The 20,721-nt window shown below is 74.7% G+C and carries 19 protein-coding genes and 7 tRNA genes; 18 read left to right on the top strand and 8 right to left on the bottom strand.

Features of this window, described 5'->3' with window-relative positions:
* Window positions 1-4: 4 nt before the first annotated feature.
* The 6 genes from ABRQ22_RS09665 to ABRQ22_RS09640 all read right to left on the bottom strand — a co-directional run bounded on the left by ABRQ22_RS09665 (window position 5) and on the right by ABRQ22_RS09640 (window position 735).
* Window positions 5-76, bottom strand: a tRNA-Val gene (locus tag ABRQ22_RS09665).
* Window positions 77-95: 19 nt separating this feature from the next.
* Window positions 96-166 (bottom strand) — tRNA-Cys (locus ABRQ22_RS09660).
* Window positions 167-220: 54 nt separating this feature from the next.
* A tRNA-Gly gene (locus tag ABRQ22_RS09655) sits at window positions 221-293 on the bottom strand.
* Between the two features lie 159 nt (window positions 294-452).
* Window positions 453-524 (bottom strand) — tRNA-Val (locus ABRQ22_RS09650).
* A 19-nt stretch (window positions 525-543) separates the two neighbouring features.
* Window positions 544-614, bottom strand: a tRNA-Cys gene (locus ABRQ22_RS09645).
* A 48-nt stretch (window positions 615-662) separates the two neighbouring features.
* Window positions 663-735 (bottom strand) — tRNA-Gly (locus ABRQ22_RS09640).
* Between the two features lie 176 nt (window positions 736-911).
* Between ABRQ22_RS09640 and ABRQ22_RS09635 the strand changes: the two genes are divergently transcribed.
* The 6 genes from ABRQ22_RS09635 (at window position 912) to ABRQ22_RS09610 (ending at window position 4,471) form a co-directional block, all read left to right on the top strand.
* Window positions 912-2,009: an anthranilate synthase component I family protein gene (locus ABRQ22_RS09635; RefSeq protein ID WP_253049214.1), complete on the top strand. Its 1,098-nt coding sequence runs from the start codon at window positions 912-914 to the stop codon at window positions 2,007-2,009.
* Complete coding sequence (locus tag ABRQ22_RS09630; protein WP_253049215.1) at window positions 2,006-2,926, top strand: aminotransferase class IV; 921 nt, start codon at window positions 2,006-2,008, stop codon at window positions 2,924-2,926. Before ABRQ22_RS09635 ends, ABRQ22_RS09630 begins: the two co-directional genes overlap by 4 nt.
* A 54-nt stretch (window positions 2,927-2,980) precedes the next feature.
* A tRNA-Val gene (locus tag ABRQ22_RS09625) sits at window positions 2,981-3,052 on the top strand.
* Window positions 3,053-3,256: 204 nt separating this feature from the next.
* The gene (locus tag ABRQ22_RS09620; RefSeq protein WP_253049216.1) at window positions 3,257-3,775 is read left to right on the top strand and encodes a TrmH family RNA methyltransferase; all 519 of its coding nucleotides are present in this window, start codon (window positions 3,257-3,259) and stop codon (window positions 3,773-3,775) included.
* Between the two features lie 51 nt (window positions 3,776-3,826).
* Window positions 3,827-4,117: a helix-turn-helix domain-containing protein gene (locus ABRQ22_RS09615; RefSeq protein WP_253049218.1), complete on the top strand. Its 291-nt coding sequence runs from the start codon at window positions 3,827-3,829 to the stop codon at window positions 4,115-4,117.
* Between the two features lie 168 nt (window positions 4,118-4,285).
* Window positions 4,286-4,471 (top strand): hypothetical protein, encoded by a 186-nt coding sequence (locus tag ABRQ22_RS09610; protein ID WP_253049220.1) that lies wholly within the window; start codon window positions 4,286-4,288, stop codon window positions 4,469-4,471.
* 47 nt (window positions 4,472-4,518) lie between these two features.
* Here the strand turns inward: ABRQ22_RS09610 and ABRQ22_RS09605 are convergent, their stop codons facing one another.
* On the bottom strand, window positions 4,519-5,064 hold the full coding sequence (locus ABRQ22_RS09605; RefSeq protein WP_253049222.1) for a low molecular weight phosphatase family protein: 546 nt from the start codon (window positions 5,062-5,064) through the stop codon (window positions 4,519-4,521).
* Between the two features lie 244 nt (window positions 5,065-5,308).
* Here ABRQ22_RS09605 and ABRQ22_RS09600 point away from each other — a divergent pair, with 244 nt between their 5' ends.
* The 8 genes from ABRQ22_RS09600 (at window position 5,309) to ABRQ22_RS09565 (ending at window position 14,894) form a co-directional block, all read left to right on the top strand.
* The gene (locus ABRQ22_RS09600; protein WP_353709359.1) at window positions 5,309-7,069 is read left to right on the top strand and encodes a DUF4012 domain-containing protein; all 1,761 of its coding nucleotides are present in this window, start codon (window positions 5,309-5,311) and stop codon (window positions 7,067-7,069) included.
* Between the two features lie 95 nt (window positions 7,070-7,164).
* Window positions 7,165-7,719, top strand: a complete 555-nt coding sequence (locus tag ABRQ22_RS09595; protein WP_353709358.1) for a peptidase — start codon at window positions 7,165-7,167, stop codon at window positions 7,717-7,719.
* A 202-nt stretch (window positions 7,720-7,921) separates the two neighbouring features.
* Window positions 7,922-9,445: a sugar transferase gene (locus tag ABRQ22_RS09590; RefSeq protein WP_353709357.1), complete on the top strand. Its 1,524-nt coding sequence runs from the start codon at window positions 7,922-7,924 to the stop codon at window positions 9,443-9,445.
* A gap of 12 nt (window positions 9,446-9,457) precedes the next feature.
* Window positions 9,458-10,714 (top strand): lipopolysaccharide biosynthesis protein, encoded by a 1,257-nt coding sequence (locus ABRQ22_RS09585; RefSeq protein WP_353709356.1) that lies wholly within the window; start codon window positions 9,458-9,460, stop codon window positions 10,712-10,714.
* Window positions 10,711-11,751, top strand: coding sequence for a polysaccharide pyruvyl transferase family protein (locus ABRQ22_RS09580; RefSeq protein ID WP_353709355.1), 1,041 nt, complete (start codon window positions 10,711-10,713; stop codon window positions 11,749-11,751). The genes ABRQ22_RS09585 and ABRQ22_RS09580 overlap by 4 nt, the downstream gene beginning before the upstream one ends.
* A gap of 19 nt (window positions 11,752-11,770) precedes the next feature.
* Window positions 11,771-13,216 (top strand): hypothetical protein, encoded by a 1,446-nt coding sequence (locus tag ABRQ22_RS09575; protein WP_353709354.1) that lies wholly within the window; start codon window positions 11,771-11,773, stop codon window positions 13,214-13,216.
* Window positions 13,213-14,310, top strand: a complete 1,098-nt coding sequence (locus ABRQ22_RS09570; RefSeq protein ID WP_353709353.1) for a glycosyltransferase family 4 protein — start codon at window positions 13,213-13,215, stop codon at window positions 14,308-14,310. Before ABRQ22_RS09575 ends, ABRQ22_RS09570 begins: the two co-directional genes overlap by 4 nt.
* Window positions 14,307-14,894, top strand: a complete 588-nt coding sequence (locus ABRQ22_RS09565) for a DapH/DapD/GlmU-related protein (protein ID WP_353709352.1) — start codon at window positions 14,307-14,309, stop codon at window positions 14,892-14,894. Before ABRQ22_RS09570 ends, ABRQ22_RS09565 begins: the two co-directional genes overlap by 4 nt.
* Before the next feature lie 17 nt (window positions 14,895-14,911).
* On the opposite strand, the gene ABRQ22_RS09560 is transcribed toward ABRQ22_RS09565, so the two are convergent.
* Window positions 14,912-15,481, bottom strand: a complete 570-nt coding sequence (locus ABRQ22_RS09560; RefSeq protein ID WP_353709351.1) for an acetyltransferase — start codon at window positions 15,479-15,481, stop codon at window positions 14,912-14,914.
* A gap of 54 nt (window positions 15,482-15,535) precedes the next feature.
* Between ABRQ22_RS09560 and ABRQ22_RS09555 the strand changes: the two genes are divergently transcribed.
* The 4 genes from ABRQ22_RS09555 (at window position 15,536) to ABRQ22_RS09540 (ending at window position 20,646) form a co-directional block, all read left to right on the top strand.
* A complete protein-coding gene (locus ABRQ22_RS09555; protein WP_353709350.1) occupies window positions 15,536-16,861 on the top strand; it encodes a glycosyltransferase in 1,326 nt (441 codons plus the stop codon).
* On the top strand, window positions 16,858-17,889 hold the full coding sequence (gene gmd / locus ABRQ22_RS09550; RefSeq protein ID WP_353709349.1) for a GDP-mannose 4,6-dehydratase: 1,032 nt from the start codon (window positions 16,858-16,860) through the stop codon (window positions 17,887-17,889). Before ABRQ22_RS09555 ends, gmd begins: the two co-directional genes overlap by 4 nt.
* A complete protein-coding gene (locus tag ABRQ22_RS09545) occupies window positions 17,886-18,875 on the top strand; it encodes a GDP-L-fucose synthase (RefSeq protein ID WP_253049249.1) in 990 nt (329 codons plus the stop codon). Before gmd ends, ABRQ22_RS09545 begins: the two co-directional genes overlap by 4 nt.
* A gap of 109 nt (window positions 18,876-18,984) precedes the next feature.
* On the top strand, window positions 18,985-20,646 hold the full coding sequence (locus ABRQ22_RS09540) for a polysaccharide biosynthesis tyrosine autokinase (protein ID WP_253049252.1): 1,662 nt from the start codon (window positions 18,985-18,987) through the stop codon (window positions 20,644-20,646).
* Window positions 20,647-20,721: the final 75 nt, after the last annotated feature.

Below are 20,721 nucleotides of genomic sequence, written 5' to 3'. Positions count from 1 at the left end.
CCGGTGGGCGATACTGGGATCGAACCAGTGACCTCTTCCGTGTCAGGGAAGCGCGCTACCGCTGCGCCAATCGCCCGGGGTGCTGCACTGCTGCGAGGTGGAGATGGGATTCGAACCCACGTATACGGCTTTGCAGGCCGCTGCCTCGCCTCTCGGCCACTCCACCTTGAGACGCGTCCTCTCACGCTCCCGGAGGAGCAGGCCAGAGAGTGGGCCTCCGAGCGGATGACGGGACTCGAACCCGCGACCCTCACCTTGGCAAGGTGATGCTCTACCAACTGAGCCACATCCGCGCGGCCGGTCCTGCGAGAGCTCTCGCGAGCCCTCCGGTGTTCCGGCGCGAAGCACATACTAGCCGACTTCCGACCTGAACCGTGCATCCGGTCCGGGAGGCAGTCGGCACGCGAGAGGCCGCTCCGGACGGTGCCGGGGCGGCCTCTCGCAGGTGCTCGTGGGCGATACTGGGATCGAACCAGTGACCTCTTCCGTGTCAGGGAAGCGCGCTACCGCTGCGCCAATCGCCCAAAGGGTGGTGCTGTTGCGAGGTGGAGATGGGATTCGAACCCACGTATACGGCTTTGCAGGCCGCTGCCTCGCCTCTCGGCCACTCCACCGCGACCTGCCCTCCGCCGCCGCGAGGGCGGACGGAGAGTGGGCCTCCGAGCGGATGACGGGACTCGAACCCGCGACCCTCACCTTGGCAAGGTGATGCTCTACCAACTGAGCCACATCCGCGCGGCCGGTCTCTGGAAGGTGTCGAGGAATCGCTTCCTGCTGCCCTCCGGCGTTCCGGCGCGTCCCAGACATTAGTCCACGTTCGCGCCCGGCGTCCAACCGGCGCCGTCCCGTGCGCGTCGAGGTCGACCCGGGCGCCGGGCGAGCGGCGCACTGGCGGTCGGTAGCGTGGTCCCGTGCCAGGACCTGGGAGAACGTCGTCGAGGCCGGGGCTCGCCCTCTTCGCGGACCGCGCCGCCACCGGCGCCGTGGAGGTCGTCGACCTGTGGCGCGAGCCGGAGCGGCTCGCCGACGACGGGCCGTGGTTCGTCGTGGCGGACTTCGACGCGCCGGCCCGCGGCGGGCGGGCGCGCGCGTGGCGGTTCGCCGAGCGCGTCGACCCGGCCGCGCTCTCCCGGGACGGCGGGGGCGCGTGGCGCGGACCTGCGCCGTCGGGCTGGACGAGCTCGATGGACCGGGCCGCGTACGAGGCCGCGGTCGCCCGGGTGCGCGACGAGGTCCGCGAGGGCGAGGTCTACCAGGCCAACGTCTGCCGTGTGCTGTCCGCCCCGCTCGTCGACCCGGACGCGGGCGAGCCGGACGCCCTGGCCCTCGGGCGGCGTCTGGCCCGGGGGAACCCGGCGCCGTACGGGGGCGTCCTGCACGTCCCGGCGAGCTCCGGCGTCGACCCGGTGTGGGTCGTGACGGCGTCGCCCGAGCTCTTCCTCCGCGTCGCAGGCGGGACGGTCACCTCCGGCCCCATCAAGGGGACGGCCCCCGCCCCGGACGGGCTCACCGCCAAGGACCGGGCGGAGAACGTCATGATCACCGACCTCGTGCGCAACGACCTGCAGCGCGTGTGCGACCCGGGCACCGTCGAGGTCACGGACCTGCTCGCGGTCGAACCCCACCCCGGCCTGGTGCACCTCGTGAGCACGGTCACCGGCCGCCTGCGTCCCGGGTTACGCTCCGGCGCGTCGCTGTGGCCGGCGCTGCTCGACGCCACGTTCCCGCCCGCGTCGGTGTCCGGTGCCCCGAAGTCGTCGGCGCTCCGGATCATCGACGCGCTCGAGCCCGTCCCACGCGGCCCGTACTGCGGCGCGGTCGGCTGGGTCGACGGCGACGAGGCGGTGCTCGCGGTCGGGATCCGGACCTTCTGGTGGGCCGACGGCGTGCTCCGGTTCGGCACGGGGGCCGGGATCACGTGGGGGAGCGACCCGGCGCGGGAGTGGGAGGAGACCGAGCTCAAGGCGCGGCGCCTCGTCGGCCTCGCCTCCGGCACACTGGACCCATGAGCCCCGCTGCCGCCACGACGCCGACGTCCGACCGCCCGTCCGGGAACCTCGTGATCTGGGCCGACGGACGTCTCGTCCGCCCGGGCGAGGAGGCGCTGAGCGCCGTGGACCACGGCCTGACGGTCGGGGACGGCGTGTTCGAGACGTGCGCCGTGTTCGACGGGCGGGCCTTCGCGCTCACCCGCCACCTGCGCCGGCTCGCGCGGTCCGCCGCGGGTCTCGGCCTCGACGCGCCGGACGAGCAGCGCGTGCTGGACGGCGTCGCGGCCGTCCTCGCCGAGGCCGACGCCCGGACGCGCACGGGGGCGGGCGACGTCGGCCGCCTGCGCATCACCGTGACCGCGGGCATCGGCCCGCTCGGGTCCGGCCGGACTCCCGGCGCGCAGACGGTCGTCGTCGCCGCGGGACCCGCGACCATCAGCCCCACCGGCCGGGCCGTGCGCTCGCCGTGGACGCGCAACGAGCGGTCCGCCGTCGCCGGGCTCAAGACGACGTCGTACGCCGAGAACGTCGTCGCGCTCGCCGACGCCGTCGCGCGGGGCGGCGACGAGGCGCTCCTCGCCAACACCGCGGGCGACCTGTGCGAGGGCACGGGCGCGAACGTGTTCGTCGAGCGCGGGGGCGAGCTCGTCACGCCGCTCCTGGCGTCCGGGTGCCTCGCCGGGATCACGCGCGAGCTGCTGCTCGAGTGGGCCGCGGAGGACGGGCTGCCCGTGCGCGAGGCCCGCCCCGGAGAGCTGCCGTTCGCGGTGCTCGACGAGGTGACCGCAGGGGACGCCGCGCTGCTCCTCACCGGCTCGGTCCGCAACGTCCAGCCCGTGACCTGGCTCGACGGCGTCGACGTGGCGGCCGGGGAGCTGTCGCTCGCCGCGCGCGAGCTCTTCGAGCGGCGCCGTCGCGAGCGTCTCGACCCCTGATCCGGGCCGGTTTTTCGATACGGTCCGTTTCAGGCTAGTATCGACCACGCACTCGGGCGATTGGCGCAGTGGTAGCGCGCTTCGTTCACACCGAAGAGGTCACTGGTTCGAACCCAGTATCGCCCACCCGAGATCAAGGCCCGGAACCGTATGGTTCCGGGCCTTTGTCGTGTCGAGGACGTGCGTCAGGGCGGCCGGTGGACAGGCCGACGCGGTAGCCTGGCGCTCCGCACGACGACGCACCGTCGTCGTCCGACGATGGCCCGGCGCCGCCGCTGAAAGGCGCCTCACGATGAACGACCTCACCTGGGGAGCTCCCGTACCGCGCCGATGAGCGGCGCCAAGTCCACGCCGCGCGAGTTGCGCCGCGCCCGCCGGTCGTCCCGGCACGGTTGCTGGGGATACCTGGTCGTCGCGCCGTTGTGGGTCGCGTACGACGCCAACCTCGGAACCCTCCTGCGCACGTGCGACGCCGTGGGGGCGTGTCTCGCCGTGCCGCGCACGCCGCACTACCGGCGGGCGCTCGCCGTGGGCGACACGCTCAAGGGACGACGTCTGTGCCTCCACCGGGTCGCGCCGTCGAAGGAGGGGTGGCTCGACGCCGAGCAGGCCGCCGGGAAGCGGCTCGTCGCCGTCGAGCTCGCCGAGGGCGCGACGCCGCTGCCGCGGCTCGGTCCGGCGCGGGAGCCGACGGTGCTGCTGCTCGGGCACGAGCGGCACGGCGTGCCGGACGACGTCCTCGCGCGCGACGACGAGTGCGTCGAGATCCCGATGGCGGGCTGGGGCGCGAGCCTCAACGTCGCGGTCGCGGGCAGCCTGGTGCTGTACCGCCTGGCGGGCCTGGCGTGAGAGCCCGGGCGTGCGGTGCGAGCGGCGGGGAGGGCTCCTAGGGTTCCGAGCATGTCGAGCAGGGGGTCGTACGTCCTGGCGTCCGTGTCACGCGCGGTGCGCACCGTCGAGCTGGTCGCCGAGTCGGGGGCGATGCGCCTGGCCGAGCTGGCGTCGTGTCTCGGCGTGAGCCGCCCGGGGGCCTTCCGCATCGCGCAGACCCTCGTCGCGCACCGCTGGCTCGTCCAGGGCACGGACCGCCGTTACCGGATCGGACCCGCCGTGCGGGCCCTCCCCGTAGACCCGGGACCGGGTCCGGCGGAGGGTTCGGCGCGGCGTCCGGGACGCTCGACCGACGCCTGAGATGCCGAGGCCGTCTTGCCATCTGAGCCGAGGCGTCGGTGGGAGCGGGTGAATGTTCGCGACAAATCGCACGTGCATGCCGGAGATAGCGTCGATACCGGACGAAGCGGCCAGTTCTGGACAGATGTCCAGCCTGCGAGCCGCCCGGGTGCCGGGCAGGCTGCCCGCATGCTCTGGGTGACGGTCGGCTGGGTACTGGTCGTCCTCGGCGCAGCGACCGCGATCGTCCCCGCGGGACGTGCCCGTCGCCGTGGCGCGACGGGCGCCGAGGGCCTCGCCATCGGGTGCGGCGGAGGCCTCGCACTGTGGGGAGTGGTCGTGGTGGTGGTCGTCACGGTGCTCCAACGACCCTGACGGCGGCCGGTCCCCCTCCTTGTGCAGGGGGCAGGGAGGTGGACCGGTCACCCTCGCAGGGCGGCGACGAGCCGCCGCGCGTCGGCCTCGATGCGGTCGAGCACGCGGCGGTAGACGTCCTCCGACCGCCCGTAGGGGTCCTCGACGTCCGGGGCGTCGCGCTCCAGGTCGAGGCTCGCGCGCGCCCGGGGCGCGGCGGCGGCGACGTCGGCGAGCCGCGCGGCGTCGTCCGCCCCGGGTGCGCCAGCTCCCAGCCGTTCCGCGATCGACGCGAGCTCCGTGAAGAGGAAGGTCCGCCGGAGCGCCGACGGCGCCAGCTCGAGGACCGCGGCCCGGTGCTGGCGCGTCATCGTGAGCACGAGGTCCCCGGAGCGGACCAGGTCCTCGGTGAGCGAGCGGGCGACGAAGCCCGACGGGTCGAGGCCGCGGTCCGACAGGAGACGGGCCATGACGGGCGCGACGGGTGCGCCGACCACGGCGCCCGTCCCGGCGCTGGCCACGACCACGGAGTCGTCCAGCGCGGCACCAAGCACGAGCTGTGCCGCGGGCGACCGACAGATGTTCCCGGTGCAGACGACGAGGACGGAGAGCACGCTTCAGACCTCCTGGCGACCGCGGGTCTGGGTAATGTAGCGCGAGCGGCGGCCCGCACCGGAGCCGTCGCGTCGGGGGCGAGTCGCGGGGGGCGGCATGGTGCACGACGGGTGGGGTCCACGGTGGGCAGGGGCCGCGACGCTGGTCGCGCCCTCCGCACGACCGGAGCCAGGACGAGGTCGTCCTGCGGCACGGCGACCGTCCCGCCGAGCGCCCTCTCCGCGGCGGCGCAGGCGCGTCGCCGTGGCCGGCGGGATCGCCCTCGTCGTGGCGCTGGCGTGGTCCGCGTGGCTGGTCACGGACGTCCTGCGCGCGCGTGCCGCACTCCAGGACGTGGCCTCCACCCTGCCCGCCGTGCAGGAGCACGTGCGGACGGGCCGGGACGCCGGGGCGGCGATCGACGACGTCCGTCGGTCCGCACGCGTCGCGGCGTCCGCGACGCACGGCCCGCACTGGACGGTCGCCCGCGCGCTGCCGTTCGTCGGCGACGACGCGCGAGCCCTCGGGGAGGCCACTGGCGCTGTCGACCGGGTCGCTCAGGACGCGCTCCCGCGCCTCGCGGACGCCGTCACCGTCGCGTCCCCGTCCGCCCTCGCGCCGACGGCCGGGGCCGTCGACCTGGGACCTCTCCGCGCGGCGCGCGACGACGTCGTCGCCGCGGACCGCGCGGTCGTGACGTCGTACGAGACCGTCGCGAGGATCGACACCTCCACCCTCGTGAGCCCGCTGGCCGCAGCGGTGGACGACCTGCGCGAGCAGCTCGGCGGCGTCGCCGCCCAGACGGCGACCGCGGCACGCGCGGTCCAGCTCGTCCCGCCGATGCTCGGCGCCGACGGCGTGCGGGACTACCTCGTGCTCGTCCAGAACAACGCCGAGCCGCGCGCGACGGGCGGGATCGCCGGCTCGGTGCTCCACCTCCGGGCGGAGTCGGGCGCCGTCGAGCTCGTGGAGGTCCGTCCGGGCAGCGCGCTCGGTGCGTTCCCGGAGAGCGTGGTCGACCTGAGCGGCTCCGAGGCCGCGCTGTTCGGTGACGACCTCGGCAGGTACATGCTCAACGTCACGTCCACCCCCGACTTCCCGCGCGCCGCACGCGTGGCGCGCGAGGCCTGGCTGCGGCAGACGGGTGCGGAGGTCGACGGCGTGGTCGCCGTCGACCCCGTGGCCCTCGCGGGGGTGCTCGGCGGCGTCGGGCCGGTCGAGGTCGCGACGCCGGGCGGCGGGACGCTCCGGCTCACGACGCAGGACGCGGCCGCCTACCTGCTCCACGGCGTCTACGTCGACCACGCGGACCCGGCGGAGCAGGACGCCGTGCTGGCCCTGGTCGCCCGCGAGGTGCTCGGCTCGCTGACCACGGGGGAGGGGGACGCCGCGGCGCTCGTCGACGCGCTCGCCCGGTCGGCCCGGGACGGTCGTCTGCTCGTGTGGTCCGCCCGGGCCGCGGAGCAGGACCTCCTGGCGGGCACGGTCCTCTCCGGCGAGCTCGAGGGCCGCCGCACCGACCCCGCGGGCGGTCCGACGTCTCCTGTCGTCGGGGTCTACCTCAACGCGACGACCGCGTCCAAGACCGGCTACTACCTCGACTCCACCGTGGCGGTCGACGACGTGACGTGCCGTCCCGACGGCTCGCAGGCCTTCACGGTGCATGTGACGCTCGCCTCCACGCTCACCCGCGCGGAGGCGTCAGAGCTGCCCGAGTACGTCCTCGGAGCCGGAGGGGACGGCACGATACGGACCAACCTGCTCGTCTACGCGCCGCGGGGTGGAGGGATCCGCGGGGCGTCGACGGGCGAGGGCGAGCCCGGGCTCTTCGCCCAGGTGCACGACGGGCTCGTCGTCGGAGCGCGGTCGGTCGAGCTCGCGCTAGGGGAGTCCGCGACGTACGAGTACGAGGTCGTCAGCGGCAAGAACCAGCGAGGCAGTGTTTCCGTGAGGAAAACTCCAGGTGCCAGGAACGAGACGACGGCCCTCCCGGCTGTCGGGTGCGGCACGGGTGTGTTCTCCTGAGGGAGCACGGCGGGGGCACGTGCGACGACCGACGTCCGTGACGTCGGCCGACCGTAGGCCCCCGCGCCCGACGACGAAGGCAGGGGGCCTTTGACATGAAGCTTCGACGCGCAGCGACCACGCTGCTCCTCGCCGCGGCGCTCGCCGCGGCACCGGCCGTCGCGTCCGCCTACGAGGCGGACGAGTACGAGGTCGGCGTCTCCACCGCGACGCCCGAGGTCGGCGAGACGTTCACCGTCACGGTGGGCGGACCGGCCGGGAACCCGACGATCACGCTGACGATCTCGTCGCCCGACGTCCCGGACGGCGCCATCTCGATCGCCGGGACGAAGGCGCTGACCAAGGACACCGTCGACGGCTTCGCGTCGTTCGCGGTGACGCTCTCCGAGCCGGGGACCTTCTCCCTGGTGGCGACCGACGCCGACGGGACCGTGCTGTCGAGCCAGCAGATCGTCTCCGTCCCCGCCTCCGACGGGGCCGGTGGCACGGGCTCGGCCGACGGCGCGGGCGACGGGACCTCGGGCGGCCTCGCCGAGACCGGGTCCGACGACGTGCTGCTGCTCGGCGGCGCCGTCCTGCTCGTCGCGGGTGGCGCGACGGCCGTCCTGGTCGCGCGCAGCCGACGCCGCTCGGCGGGGACCAAGGCCTGAGCCGGGCACCCGTCCTCGACGACGGGTGCAGCGCAGGCACACCGGTCGCCCGGCGACCGGCCGCCGCCGTGACGACGACGTCCGGACCCGCGGCGGAGAGCTCGGCAGACCGTCGGTGACGGCGGCGTCCGGCACGCCCTGAGGGGCGGTCGCGCGCCGGCGGACCGTCGGGGCTGCGTCCACGGACGTCGCAGGGGGCGCCATGACGTTGGAGAAGGATCACGAGGTCGACGCCGTCGATCTCGAACGGACGGGACGGCCGGTCACGACGCCGTCCTTCGACACCGGACAGCTCGTCCGTATCGCCCTCGGCGCCTATCGGCGCCCGGGCTGGAAGCCGCGGCTCGCGCGGCGTGTCGCCGCCGTCGACGCGCTGGCGGTGGGCGCCGCCATCGCGACGGCGTACCTCGTCCGGTTCGACGGGATCGGCGGGACCGTCCTGGACGCCCGGTACGTCGCCATCTCGGTCGGCCTGCTCGTGATCTGGTGGTGCGCGCTGCGGGTGGCGTTCTCGCGCGACAGCCGGAGCCTGGGCTCCGGCGCGCCCGAGTACGCGCGCGTCGTCAACACGACGATCGGGGTGTTCGGGATGGTCGCGATCGCGGCGTACCTCGTCCGGTACGACCTGGCCCGAGGGTACGTCGCCGTCGCGCTGCCCGTCGGCCTCGTCCTCCTCCTGCTGGGGCGGTGGGCGGTGCGGCGCCGACTGGTCCGCCTCCGCAGGCGCGGCCGTTGCCGGTCGCGGACGCTCGTCGTCGGCGGTCGCGACGGGGCCGCGCACCTCGTGGAGAGGCTGCGCGAGGCGGCGGACAGCGGCTACCAGGTCGTCGGCGCGTGCGTCCCGGGAGGCGCGGTCGAGCCGCACGAGACGGTGGCGGGCGTGCCGGTGGTCGGCGAGGTGAGCGACACCGCGCGCCTCGTCGAGCCGCTGCGGGCCGACACCGTGATGGTCACGGGGTCCGACCTCGTGACGCCCCGGACCGTCAAGCGGCTCGCGTGGGACCTCGAGCCGTGGGGAGCCGACCTCGTCCTCGCGCCCGCGCTGACCGACGTGGCGGGACCACGCATCCGGACCCGGCCGGTGGCGGGGCTGCCGCTCCTGCACGTCGAGGCGCCCGGGTACTCGGGCCCCCAGCACGTGCTCAAGCGCGCGTTCGACGTGGTCGGCGCGCTCGGCCTCCTCGTGCTCTTCTGCGTCCCGCTCCTCGTGACGGCGCTCGCGGTGCGGCTCACGAGCCACGGTCCGGTCCTGTTCGCGCAGGAGCGCGTCGGGCTGCGCGGCGAGCCGTTCACCGTCCTCAAGTTCCGCTCGATGGTCGTCGACGCGGAGTCCCGGCTCGAGGACGTCCTCGGCGCGGGCAACGTCGGCGTGTTCTACAAGCCCAAGCAGGATCCTCGGGTCACCCGGGTGGGTGCGTTCATCCGCCGCTACTCGATCGACGAGCTCCCGCAGCTCTTCAACGTGCTCGGGGGCTCGATGAGCCTCGTCGGACCTCGTCCGCAGGTCTCGCTCGAGGTCGACCAGTACGACGACGAGATCGGCCGGCGGCTGCTGGTCAAGCCCGGGCTCACCGGGCTGTGGCAGGTCTCGGGCCGCAACAACCTCACGCTCGAGGAGAGCGTGCGGCTGGACCTGTACTACGTCGAGAACTGGACCGTGACCGGGGACCTCCTCATCCTGTTGCGGACGCTGCGAGCGGTGGTGGGGCGTGACGGCGCGTACTGATCGTGGGGCGCCGTGATCGGCGCGTTCGCCTGGCTCACCACCGGCCGGCTCGTGGCCGCGGCGCTGCAGGCGGTGACGTTCGGAGCGCTCGCCGTGCTCGTCGGGCCGAGCGAGCTGGGCGTCGTGGGGTCGGTGGTCGCCACGCTCACGGTCCTGCAGGCGGTCTGGGACCTCGGCCTGTCGACGTACCTCGTGCGGACGCGCGCCGAGGCCCCGGACGACGGACGCGTGCGGTCGGCAGTCGTGCTCAGCCGGCTGACGACGGGGCCGCTGCTCGTCTCGGGCGCGCTCGCGGGTTGGCTCGTCCTGGCCGTCCTCGACGGTGGCAGCCTGGCGCCGGTCCTCCCGCTCGCCGTGTGGGCCGCCGCCGAGCGCAACGCCGAGACCGTCGCAGGCATCGCGATCGCCGACGGACGGGCGCCCCTCGCGACGGCCAACCTCGTGGTACGCCGCGCGGTGGCCGCGGTGGGGTTCGCCGCGCTGTGCGCCGGGGGCACCGAGCCGGTCCTCGCGTACGGGACGGCGATGGCGACGGGCGCGCTGCTGTCGGTCGTCTGGCTCAACGCGGCGAACCGCCGCCGGCTCCCGGACGGCCACCGGGCGCCGCTCTCCCAGGTGGTCCGCGAGGCGCGGCCTTTCTGGGTGAACACCGTCGCGGTGCAGGCACGGAACCTGGACGTCCCGATCGTCGCCCTGACCGGCGGCGCGACGGCCGGGGGCCTGTACTCGCTGGCGAGCCGGACGACCGTCCCGCTGCGGCTCGTCCCCACCTCGCTCGCCGTCGCCCTGCTCCCGCACGCGACGCGAGCCTCCGACACCGCTGCGCGCAGGCGCGTGCTGTCGCACCTCGCCTGGCTCGTGTCCGGCGTGGCCGCCGTCTACGTGCTGCTCGCAGCGTGCGTCCCGGTGCTCGTCGAGGCGCTGCCCGTGCTGCACGAGTACCGCCCCGCCGTCCTCTCGGTGCAGATCATGCTCCTCGCGCTGCCGTTCGGCGCGGTCGCCTCGGTCTGCACGTCGCTCCTCCAGGGGTATGGCGACGCCGGGTTCGTCTCGCGCGCCGCGGTGACGATGTCGGCGGTCGCGCTCGTCGGGGCCGGGTTCGGGGCGCTGGTCGCGGGCGCGGCCGGGGCGGCGGTGGCCTACGGGGTGGCGCTCCTCCTTCAGGCGGCCCTGCTGGCCCGGAGGCTGGTCGGGCACCACCGCGCGGCACCGAGCGTGCGCGCGACGCCGGTGAGCACCACCCCGCGGGCCGAGGAGGCGCGGCCATGACCGTCGTGGGCTTCTGCTCGATCCTGGCCCAGGAGGACAACCTGGGGGACGTCGTCATCCGGCAGGAGATGCTGCACGTCCTGCGGGAGTGCTGCGACGAGGTCGTGGTGTTCGCGGGAGGGGCGGGCCGTTCCTACCGGGCCTCGTACGACCTGGACGGGACGACGGTGGTCACGCGCCCCTCGCGCTTCCAGGCGCGGCTCCTGCGGGCGGTCGTGGGCCGCGAGCGCCCGCTCCTCGTCTTCGCGCCCGGACCGGCGCGTCTGGACGGGCGTCCTCGTGCGCTCCTCAAGAGCCTCGTCAACCTCGCCAACGTCGTGCTCGTGCGCCTCGGTCGGGGGGAGGCGCTGACGCTCGGCCGTGCGGTGCGCGGCGACAGCCGGGCCGGTCGGTTCGTCGAGTCGGCCAGCGTCCGCCTGCAGTCCCTGTACGTGGCGCGCGACGAGGTGACCCGGGGGATCCTGGGGCCGCGCGTCCGGGTCGGGCCGGACCTCGCCCTCGCGCGCGACGACGGCCCGTCGTCGCCGGGCGGGGCGAAGGACGCGATGGTGCTCTCCTTCCGCGGCGACCGGCCGGTCGACGACGCGCTCGTCCGGGACGCGCTGGAGGCGGCGCGGCGCACCGGGACGCGCCCGGTGCTGGTGACCCAGGTCCGTCGCGACGGCGCGCAGCACGCCCGCCTCGCCCAGGTCCACGGGATCGACCACGTCGCGTGGGCCGGGGACCACCGGGAGCAGCTCGCCCGGGTGACCCGGGCGATGCTCTCGGCCCGGGTGGTGGTGAGCGACCGGCTCCACGCGCTGCTGCTCGGGGCGCGCAACGGGGCGGTCGTGGTGCCCGTGAGCACGCCGACGAGCGACAAGCTGTCGACGACCCTCGCCGTGCTCCCCACGAGGGAGCCACCCGGCGACGTCGGTGCGCTCCTGGCACCGCTGGGCGACCCGGTCGCGGTCGACCGCCGGGCAGCCCGGGCGGCGGTCGAGGAGGTGCGGGCGCTCGTCGTCGCGCGCGCCGAAGGTCTGAAGGGCGGCTCCTGAGATGTCACCCACCGTCCCTGTGCTGACCACCGTCCTCGGGGCGGTGCTCCTCCTCGCGCTCGGGGGGACCCGGCGCGGGGTGCTCGTCGGCCCGCTCGGGCTCACGGTGTTCATGCTCGTCGCGATCTACGGGTTGCGCCCGTTGCTCATGATCGACCGCGCTGCCTACGACTTCTACGGCCTGCGCGTCACTGACGGGTTCCAGCAGGCGACGTGGGTCGGGCTGGTCGCCGTGGTCTCCCTCTTCGTGGGGTACGCGGCGCGCGCCGCGCGGCGCGTCCCGGCGCCGGGGCGCGGGGCGGTGCCGCACGACGGCGACGACGGACGGGCCGGGGTGGCGGATGCCCTCGCGCGCGTGCCGCTCCCGGGTGCCGCGGCGTTCTGCGTGGCGACGGTCCTGCTCTGGTTCGCGGCGATCGCCGCCTACGGGGGCGGCGCGGGCTTCCTCTCGCTCATGTTCTTGGGGCGGTCGGCCGCGGTCGACGCGCGGCTCGAGGGCATGCCGGCGATCGTCATGGCGCTGCCGGTCATGGGCGCGCTGGCGCTCGCGGCGGTCCGCGTCGTGCGCGACCGGCGCGTGCGACCCACGACCGGCGAGCGCCTGCTCTTCTGGGCGGCGGTGGCGTTCGCGGTCGTGCCGACCACGGCTCTCGGCACCCGCCGCTTCCTGCTCCCGGTGGTCCTCCTGGCCGTCGTCGCGGCGTCCGCGAGGGTGTGGGACCGCCGGGTACGGCCGCGCCACGTCGCGCTGGCCGTCGTCGGTCTCCTCGCGCTCGCGATCGTCCCGTTCGTGCGCAGCGCCGGGTCGCGGTCGGAAGGGGCGTCGTTGGGGACGGCGATGCAGGAGTTCTACGAGGTCGAAGGCACCCGGGGGATCGCGGAGAGCTTCCTGCTGTCCTACGACACGGAGATGTTCTCCTACGTCGCGTACGCGGCGCCGCGTCTGGGCGGAGACTTGCCGGTCGGGTGGGGGCGCGGGACGGTGCTGGAGCTGGTGCTCGCACCGTTGCCGGCTGGCGTCCTCGGCACGGAGTCCTGGAGCAACTCGCGGCTGCGCGCCATGTTCGGCGGTTCGTGCGCCGAGTACCTGTGTCCGGTGCCGAGCCTGCCGGGGGCCCTCTACCTCGATTTCGCGTTCGCGGGGGTCGTGCTGGGCATGCTCGTCTTCGGGTGGTTCGTGCACGCGAGCCAGGCGGCGCTGCCCTCGGCGCGGGGCGCGAGGCTCGTCCTGACCCTCGGATTCATCTCCTTCGTCCCGAACGTCGTCCGCGGCAACCCGGCCGCGCAGCTCGCCATCCTCGCCCAGGTCGTGGTCCTCACGATCGTCGGCCTCTGGCTGCTGCGGCTCCTCCTGGGCACGGGACCGCCCCGGTCCCGTCGCGCGGACCCGCCCGGCGCGAGCGACGCAACCCCGCCGCCCGCCCCGTCCCGAGTACCCGACCACCTGACGAAGGGTGTGCCATGAGAGAGAGCGCAGGCTTCTACCTCGCTGTGATGCCGCGCTACCGGCGCGCGTGCACGGAGATCGTCCGGGAGAGCTATCCCGGCGACCTCTCCGTGTGGGTGAGCGAGGCGCACCAGGACCCGAGCGTGCGGACCGACACGGGCGTCGGGTGGTACGAGCGGGTGCGCATGGTCCGGGTGCGTCGCCCCGCCGTCTTCCTCCAGGTGGGGCACTGGCGCGACGCGTGGCGCCAGGGCACGACCGTCGTCGACCTGAACCCGCGCAGCGTGACCGCGTGGCTGCTGCTCGGTCTGCGGCGCGCGACGGGGCGCCGGGTGCTGGTGTGGGGCCACGTGCATCCCCGGGCGGGGCAGGACGCGCGGACCGCACCGGTTCGCCGCCTCATGCGCCGCCTCGCGCACGGCACGATCTCCTACACCGTCGCCGACGCCGCCGACGCGCGGGCCGAGCTGCCCGGCTCGCCCGTCTGGGTCGCGACGAACGCGCTCTACCCTCGCGACGCGATCCGGGTGTCCCCGGACGCGGGCGATGTCCGGGACGAGCTCGTGTACGTGGGCCGGTTCGTCCGGGCCAAGAAGGTCGACCTGCTCGTGCGGGCGTTCGCCGTCGCGCACCGTCGGCGGCCCGGGATGCGGCTCACGCTGGTCGGCGACGGCGAGCAGAAGGCCGAGCTGGAACGGCTCGTCCGCGGCGAGGGGCTGGACGACGTGGTGACGTTCGCGGGATGGGTCGACGAGGTCGAGGCGCTCCGGGCGGTGTACGCGCGCGCCTTCGCGGCCGTCTCCCCGGGCTTCGCCGGTCTGTCCCTCACCCAGGCTGCGGGGTTCGGTGTCCCGACCCTCGTGTCGCGCGACGAGCCGCACTCGCCGGAGATCGAGCTGGCCGACCACGGTGCGGTCCGGTGGTTCCCGACCGACTCGGTCGAGGGTCTCGCGCAGGCTGCGCTCGACGCGTGGGACGAGCGGGAGCAGGTCCCCGACCGCGAGCTGTCCGCGTGGGTCCGCGAGGCCTACTCCGCGGAGTCGATGGCGCGGGGCCTGGTCGACGCGCTCGGCGCGGGCGTCGCGCGGACGCAGGAGGTGACGGTCGCGTGACGAGCAGCACGACGCCGGTGTACGGCACCCGCACCCAGCTGTCCCCGCTCCTCGTGCGGCCGGTCCGCGCCGTGATGCGCCGCCTCGCGGTGCGGCAGCACGTGACCTACGGCCGGGGCCTGAGGCTCGGCCGGTTCGCCGTGGTCAGCGCACCCCATCGGCTCGTCCTCGGGGACGACGTGTCCATCGGCCCGTGGTCGATCGTCGAGGTCGACGGCGAGATCGGCGACTTCGCGCTCATCGGCCAGGGTGTCCAGGTCGTCGGTCGTGACGATCACGCGTTCGACGAGGTGGGGACCCCGGTCTCCGAGTCGACCTGGTCCGGGGACCGGCCCGCGACGCCGCGCGACGCGGTGCGCATCGGGCGCGACGTGTGGGTCGGAGGGGGGTCGGTCGTGCTCAGCGGCGTCTCGATCGGGGAGGGCAGCATCGTGGGCGCGGGTTCCGTCGTCACCGAGGACGTCCCGCCGTACTCGATCGCCGTGGGCTCGCCCGCGCGGGTCGTGCGCCAGCGCTTCGACGCCGCGGACGCGGCCCGGCACAGCAGGGCGCTCGACGAACGAGCACGGAGGAGGCAGCGATGACCCCGCGGGCCGACCGGTCAGAACCTGCGGCGCTCGGTGAGCGCCCGGCCCTCCCAGACACGGCCGTCCGGGACCTGGCCGCGCACGACGGAGGCCGGGGCGACGAGCGCGGAGCGGCCGATGTCCGTGCCGCCGAGGACGACGCAGCGCGCCGTCACCCAGGAGCCGTCACGGATCCGGACGGGGGCGGTGACGAGCCCCATGTCCGTGCGGTGCCGGTGGCTGCCCGTCGTGACGAAGGTTTCCTGGGAGACGACCACGTCGCGACCGACGTCCACGAGGTCCTGGTTGTGAAACCAGACGCCCTCGCCGATCCACGAGCCGTCGCCGACGCGCAGCTTCCACGGGAAGCGGACGCGGGTGCGGGGCCGGATGATCACGCCCTCCCCGATGCGGGCGCCGAAGGCCCGCAGCGCCGCGACGCGAAGGCGCGAGCTGACCTGCCAGGGGTTCGTCACGAGCAAGAGCTCGACGACGCCCCACAAGTACACGACGGCGGCGGGCCGGTCCCACGCCTGCCGCTCGCCGGGCGCCCGCCGCAGCGGGACGACGGGCACGTCGTGGTCGTTCCGGTCGGTCGTCAACACAGCCCCCGGGGTCGAGACGATCGGTCTGCCGCTGCCGACACTACGGCGTCGAGGATGCGCGTGCTCGTGATCGGCGCGAACTACGCGCCCGAGCCGTCGGGCAACGCCCCGTACACGTCGGCCCTCGCGCGTCGGCTCGCCGAGCGGAGGCACGACGTCCAGGTCATCACCACCCACCCGCACTATCCCGAGTGGCGCGTGCGCGCCGGCTACGGCGCCTGGTCCTCGCGCGAGGTCGTCGACGGGGTGCCGGTCCGGCGCCTGCGGCACTACGTGCCGCGCGTGCCGACCCCCGGTCGCCGGCTGGTCGCCGAGACGACGTTCGGTCTCCGCTCGGCCGCGGTGCGCTGGCCGGCGAGCGACGTCGTCCTGCTCGTCTCGCCGTCCCTCTTCGCGGCGGCCGCCGCCCTGGCCCGCGCACGGCTCTCGCGCGTCGTAGGACGCGAGCACCGGGTCGTGCTCTGGACGCAGGACCTGTACTCCCTCGGGGTCGAGGAGACCGGGACCGCGACCGGTGCCGTCGCGCGGGTCGTCCAGGCCGTGGAGCGCGCGGTGACGCGCGGGTCCGACGCGGTCGTCGCGATCCACGACCGGTTCGCCGCGCACCTCGTAAGCGTCCTGGGCGTGCCGCCGGAGCGCGTCACGACGGTCCGCAACTGGACCCACCTGCCGGAGCGCGCGCCCGTCGACCGCGCCGCGGCACGGCGCGCGCTCGGCTGGCGCGACGACGAGGTCGTCGTGCTCCACGCGGGCAACCAGGGCGCGAAGCAGGGGCTCGAGAACGTCGTCGAGGCCGGGCGGCTGGTCGACCGGCGCGGGCTGCGGGTCCGGTTCGTGCTGCTGGGCGACGGCAGCCGGCGTCGCGAGCTCGAGGCGGCGGCGGGCGGGGTCACGTCGGTCCAGTTCGTCGACCCGCTGCCCGACGGGGGCTTCGTCGCGGCGATGGCGGCGGCCGACGTCCTCCTGGTCAACGAGCTGGCCGGGCTGTCGCAGATGTCCGTGCCGAGCAAGCTGACCTCCTACTTCGACGCCGGCCGGCCGGTGCTCGCCGCGACCGCCGCCGGGTCGACGACCGCGGAGGAGCTCGCGGCCGCCGGCGCGGGCCTGCGCGTGGAGCCGGAGGACCCGGGAGCGCTCGTCGACGCGGTCGTGCGGCTCGCGGACGACCCGGCGGGCGCGGACCGGCTCGGGGCCGCCGGGCGGCGGTACCGCCGCTCCGTCCTCTCCGAGGACGCGGCGGTGGCGCGCTTCGAGCGATGGCTGTCGCGCTGGCGTGCGGGAGGGCCGGGATACCAACCGCCCGGGCCCGAGCGGGACGACGAGGAGAGGGTGCTCACCGGTCCGGGTGGGCTCGCGGAGAGCAAGGGGGAGACGGCATGACGAAGAAGGCACTGATCTCGGGGATCACGGGGCAGGACGGCTCGTACCTCGCGGAGCTCCTGCTCCGCAAGGGGTACGAGGTGCACGGGCTGATCCGCCGCGCCTCGACGTTCAACACGGCGCGGATCGACCACCTCTACCAGGACCCGCACGAGGAGGACGCGCGGCTCTTCCTGCACTACGCGGACCTGTCCGACGGCGCGCGCCTCGTGTCGCTCATCGCGCAGATCTGCCCGGACGAGGTCTACAACCTCGCGGCGCAGTCCCACGTGCGGGTCTCGTTCGACGAGCCCGAGCACACGGCGGACACTACGGGGACGGGGGCGATCCGCCTGCTCGAGGCGGTGCGCCTGGCGGGCGTGGAGACGCGCTACTACCAGGCGTCGTCGTCCGAGCTCTACGGCGCCACCCCGCCGCCGCAGAACGAGACGACGCCGTTCCACCCGCGCTCGCCCTACGCGGCGGCCAAGCTCTACGCATACTGGATCACGAAGAACTACCGCGAGGCCTACGACATGTTCGCGGTCAACGGGATCCTCTTCAACCACGAGAGCCCGCGCCGCGGCGAGACGTTCGTGACCCGCAAGATCACGCGCGCCGTGGCGGCCATCCAGGCCGGTCGTCAGGAGCACCTGTACCTGGGCAACCTCGACGCCGTCCGTGACTGGGGGTACGCGGCCGAGTACGTCGAGGGCATGTGGCGGATGCTGCAGGCCGAGCGGCCGGACGACTACGTCCTCGCCACGGGGATCGGGCTGTCGGTACGCGACTTCCTCCAGGAGGCGTTCGCCCACGCGGGGCTCGACTGGGAGCGGCACGTGCGGTTCGACGAGCGCTACCTGCGCCCGACGGAGGTCGACGCCCTCGTCGGCGACCCCAGCCGGGCGCACGTCGACCTCGGGTGGAAGCCGACCGTCGACGGGCGCGAGCTCGCGCGCATCATGGTCGACGCGGACGTCGAGGCCCTGAGCCACGCCGGGTCGCCGTGGATCGACCGGGTCGCGCTCGCGACGTGGGACGCGGCATGACGACGCCCGACGAGCGCGACCTCGTCCGCCACGAAACGGCGCCGCTCGACCGGGACGCCGTCTTCTACGTCGCCGGCCACCGCGGCCTGGTCGGCTCGGCGATCTGGCGCCGGCTGGAACGGGCGGGGTTCTCCCGGCTCGTGGGGCAGACCTCCGCGGAGCTCGACCTCACCGACCGCGACGCCGTGCACGACTTCTTCCGTGCGCACCGCCCGCGCTACGTCGTCCTCGCGGCGGCGAAGGTCGGCGGGATCATGGCGAACGCGGCGTACCCGGTCGACTTCCTCAGCGAGAACGTCCGCATCCAGGTGAACGTCCTCGACGCCGCGCGGACGTCCGAGGTCGAGCGGCTGCTGTTCCTGGGCTCGTCGTGCATCTACCCGCGGCTCGCGCCGCAGCCCATCGTCGAGGAGGCGCTGCTGACGGGGCCCCTCGAACCGACCAACGACGCCTACGCGATCGCGAAGATCACCGGCATCCTGCAGGTCCAGGCGGTCCGCCGCCAGGACGGGCTGCCGTGGATCTCGGCCATGCCGACGAACCTCTACGGACCCGGCGACAACTTCTCGCCGACCGGGTCGCACGTGCTGCCCGCGCTGATCCGGCGCTACGACGAGGCCGTGCGGACCGGCGCCCGGGAGGTGACGAACTGGGGGACGGGGTCGCCACGGCGAGAGCTCCTGCACAGCGACGACATGGCCGACGCGTGCCTGCACCTCCTGGAGCACTACGACGGCCCCGTCCAGGTCAACGTCGGCACCGGGCAGGACGTCACCGTCCGCGAGCTCGCCGAGACGGTCGCCGACGTCGTCGGGTACGACGGCGCGACGCGCTGGGACACGTCGCGGCCGGACGGCACGCCGCAGAAGCTGCTCGACGTGTCCCGGCTGCGCGCGAGCGGCTGGGAGGCGAGGACGGGGCTGCGCGAGGGGATCGAGCGGACCGTGGCGTGGTACCGCGAGCAGGCCGGGCGGGTCCGCGCGTGACCCCGGTGCGGGTGGAGGTGCCCAGGCTCGCGACGTGCGGTGCCCTGTGCGAGATTGAGGCGGTCGTGGGTGGACGCTCAGGGGGAGCGGCCCGGTGAGGGGGACGACGATGGAGCTCAGGGACTACCTCGTCCTGCTGCGCAAGAGGTGGGTCACGATCGTGGTCGTCGGGGCGCTCGGGCTGGCGCTCGCGGGCGCGTACTCGCTCCTGACGACGCCGACGTACTCCGCCCGGTCCCAGGTGTACGTGTCCGTGCAGGGCTCCGACTCCACGACGGACCTGCTGCAGGGGTCGAACTTCACCGTGCGCCAGGTCAAGTCGTACATCGAGCTCGTGACGAGCCCGCGCGTCCTGGACCCCGTGATCGAGGAGCTCGGCCTCGCGGACGACGCCGGGTCGCTCGCGCAGCGGGTCCGCGCCGACTCGCCGCTCGACACGGCGCTCATCAACGTCACGGCGACCGACGAGTCGCCGCAGCTCGCCGCCGAGATCGCGAACGCGACGGCCCGGTCGCTCGCGGCGGTCGTGGGGGAGCTCGAGACCCCGGTCGGGGGCGGCGACTCGCCCGTGCAGATCAGCACGGTCCGCGCGGCGTCGGTGCCGACCTCCGCCGCGTCGCCGAACGTCCGGCTGAACCTGGCGCTGGGGCTCGTCGTCGGCCTCGTGCTCGGCGTCTCGGTGGCGGTCGTGCGCGAGCTCCTGGACACGCGCGTCCGGTCCACGTCGGACGTCGAGGACGTGACGGACGCCCCGGTGCTGGGCGTCGTCGGGTACGACGAGGAGGCGCCGGAGCACCCGCTCATCGTCCAGGAGTCGCCCCAGGCCGTCCGGGCGGAGGCCTTCCGCAGGCTGCGCACCAACCTGCAGTTCCTCGAGCTCGGCCCGGCCGCGCGCACGTACCTCATGACGTCGGCGCTCCCCGGCGAGGGCAAGACCACCACCAGCATCAACCTGGCCATCACGCTCGCGGACGCGGGTCAGCGCGTCGTCCTCGTCGACGCGGACCTCCGGCGGCCGTCGGTCGCCCGGTACCTGGGGGTCGAGGGCTCGGTCGGGCTGACGACGATCCTCATCGGGAAGGTGGGCGTCGAGGACGCCCTGCAGCCCTGGGGCAACGCCAACCTCGACGTCATCGCCTCCGGGCAGATCCCGCCGAACCCGAGCGAGCTGCTCGGGGCGGCCCCGATGACGCAGCTCCTGGACCGGCTGCGGGCCGACTACGACGTGATCGTGATCGACACGCCCCCGCTCCTCCCGGTCACCGACGCGGCGATCCTCGCGAAGGGGGTCGGCGGCGCGATCGTCGTGGTCGGTGCCGGCACCGTGCACCGGGACCAGCTGGAGACCGCGCTCTCTGCTCTGGTCACCGTGGGCGTCCCCCCGCTGGGGATCGTCGTCAACCGCGTGCCGGTGCGGGGCCCCGGTGCGGGCGCGTACGAGTACGCCTACCAGGAGTACACCGCGGACGAGCCCGGCGCGTCCGCGGGCACGACGCGCCGCGGGGCCCGGGGTCGCGCGGGCGGGGCGCGTCGGCACGCGCGTCGGCCGACGCCGCAGGGCGCCACCGCGCCGGCCGTCCCGGGTGCGTGGGCGCGCGTCGGCGCCGAGGAGCCGGGACGGGTCGCCCCGTCCGACGGTGCGGCAGACGGTGCGGCACCGGACGCCGCACGAGGGGACCGGGACGCCGCGGACGAGCCGGCGGTCTCGGTCGGCCGTCGCGTCCGTGCGGGGACCTTCGACGAGGTGGTGCTGCCGAGCGAGCGGCAGTGAGGAGGGCGGCGCTGCCCCGGTTCGCCGGTCGCACGCAGCGCCACGGACGGGACGCCGGGTGGCCGGCGGCGACGA

This window comes from Cellulosimicrobium sp. ES-005 (assembly GCF_040448685.1).
Taxonomy (GTDB): domain Bacteria; phylum Actinomycetota; class Actinomycetes; order Actinomycetales; family Cellulomonadaceae; genus Cellulosimicrobium; species Cellulosimicrobium cellulans_G.
This window is presented reverse-complemented; position numbering and strand designations above follow the sequence as displayed.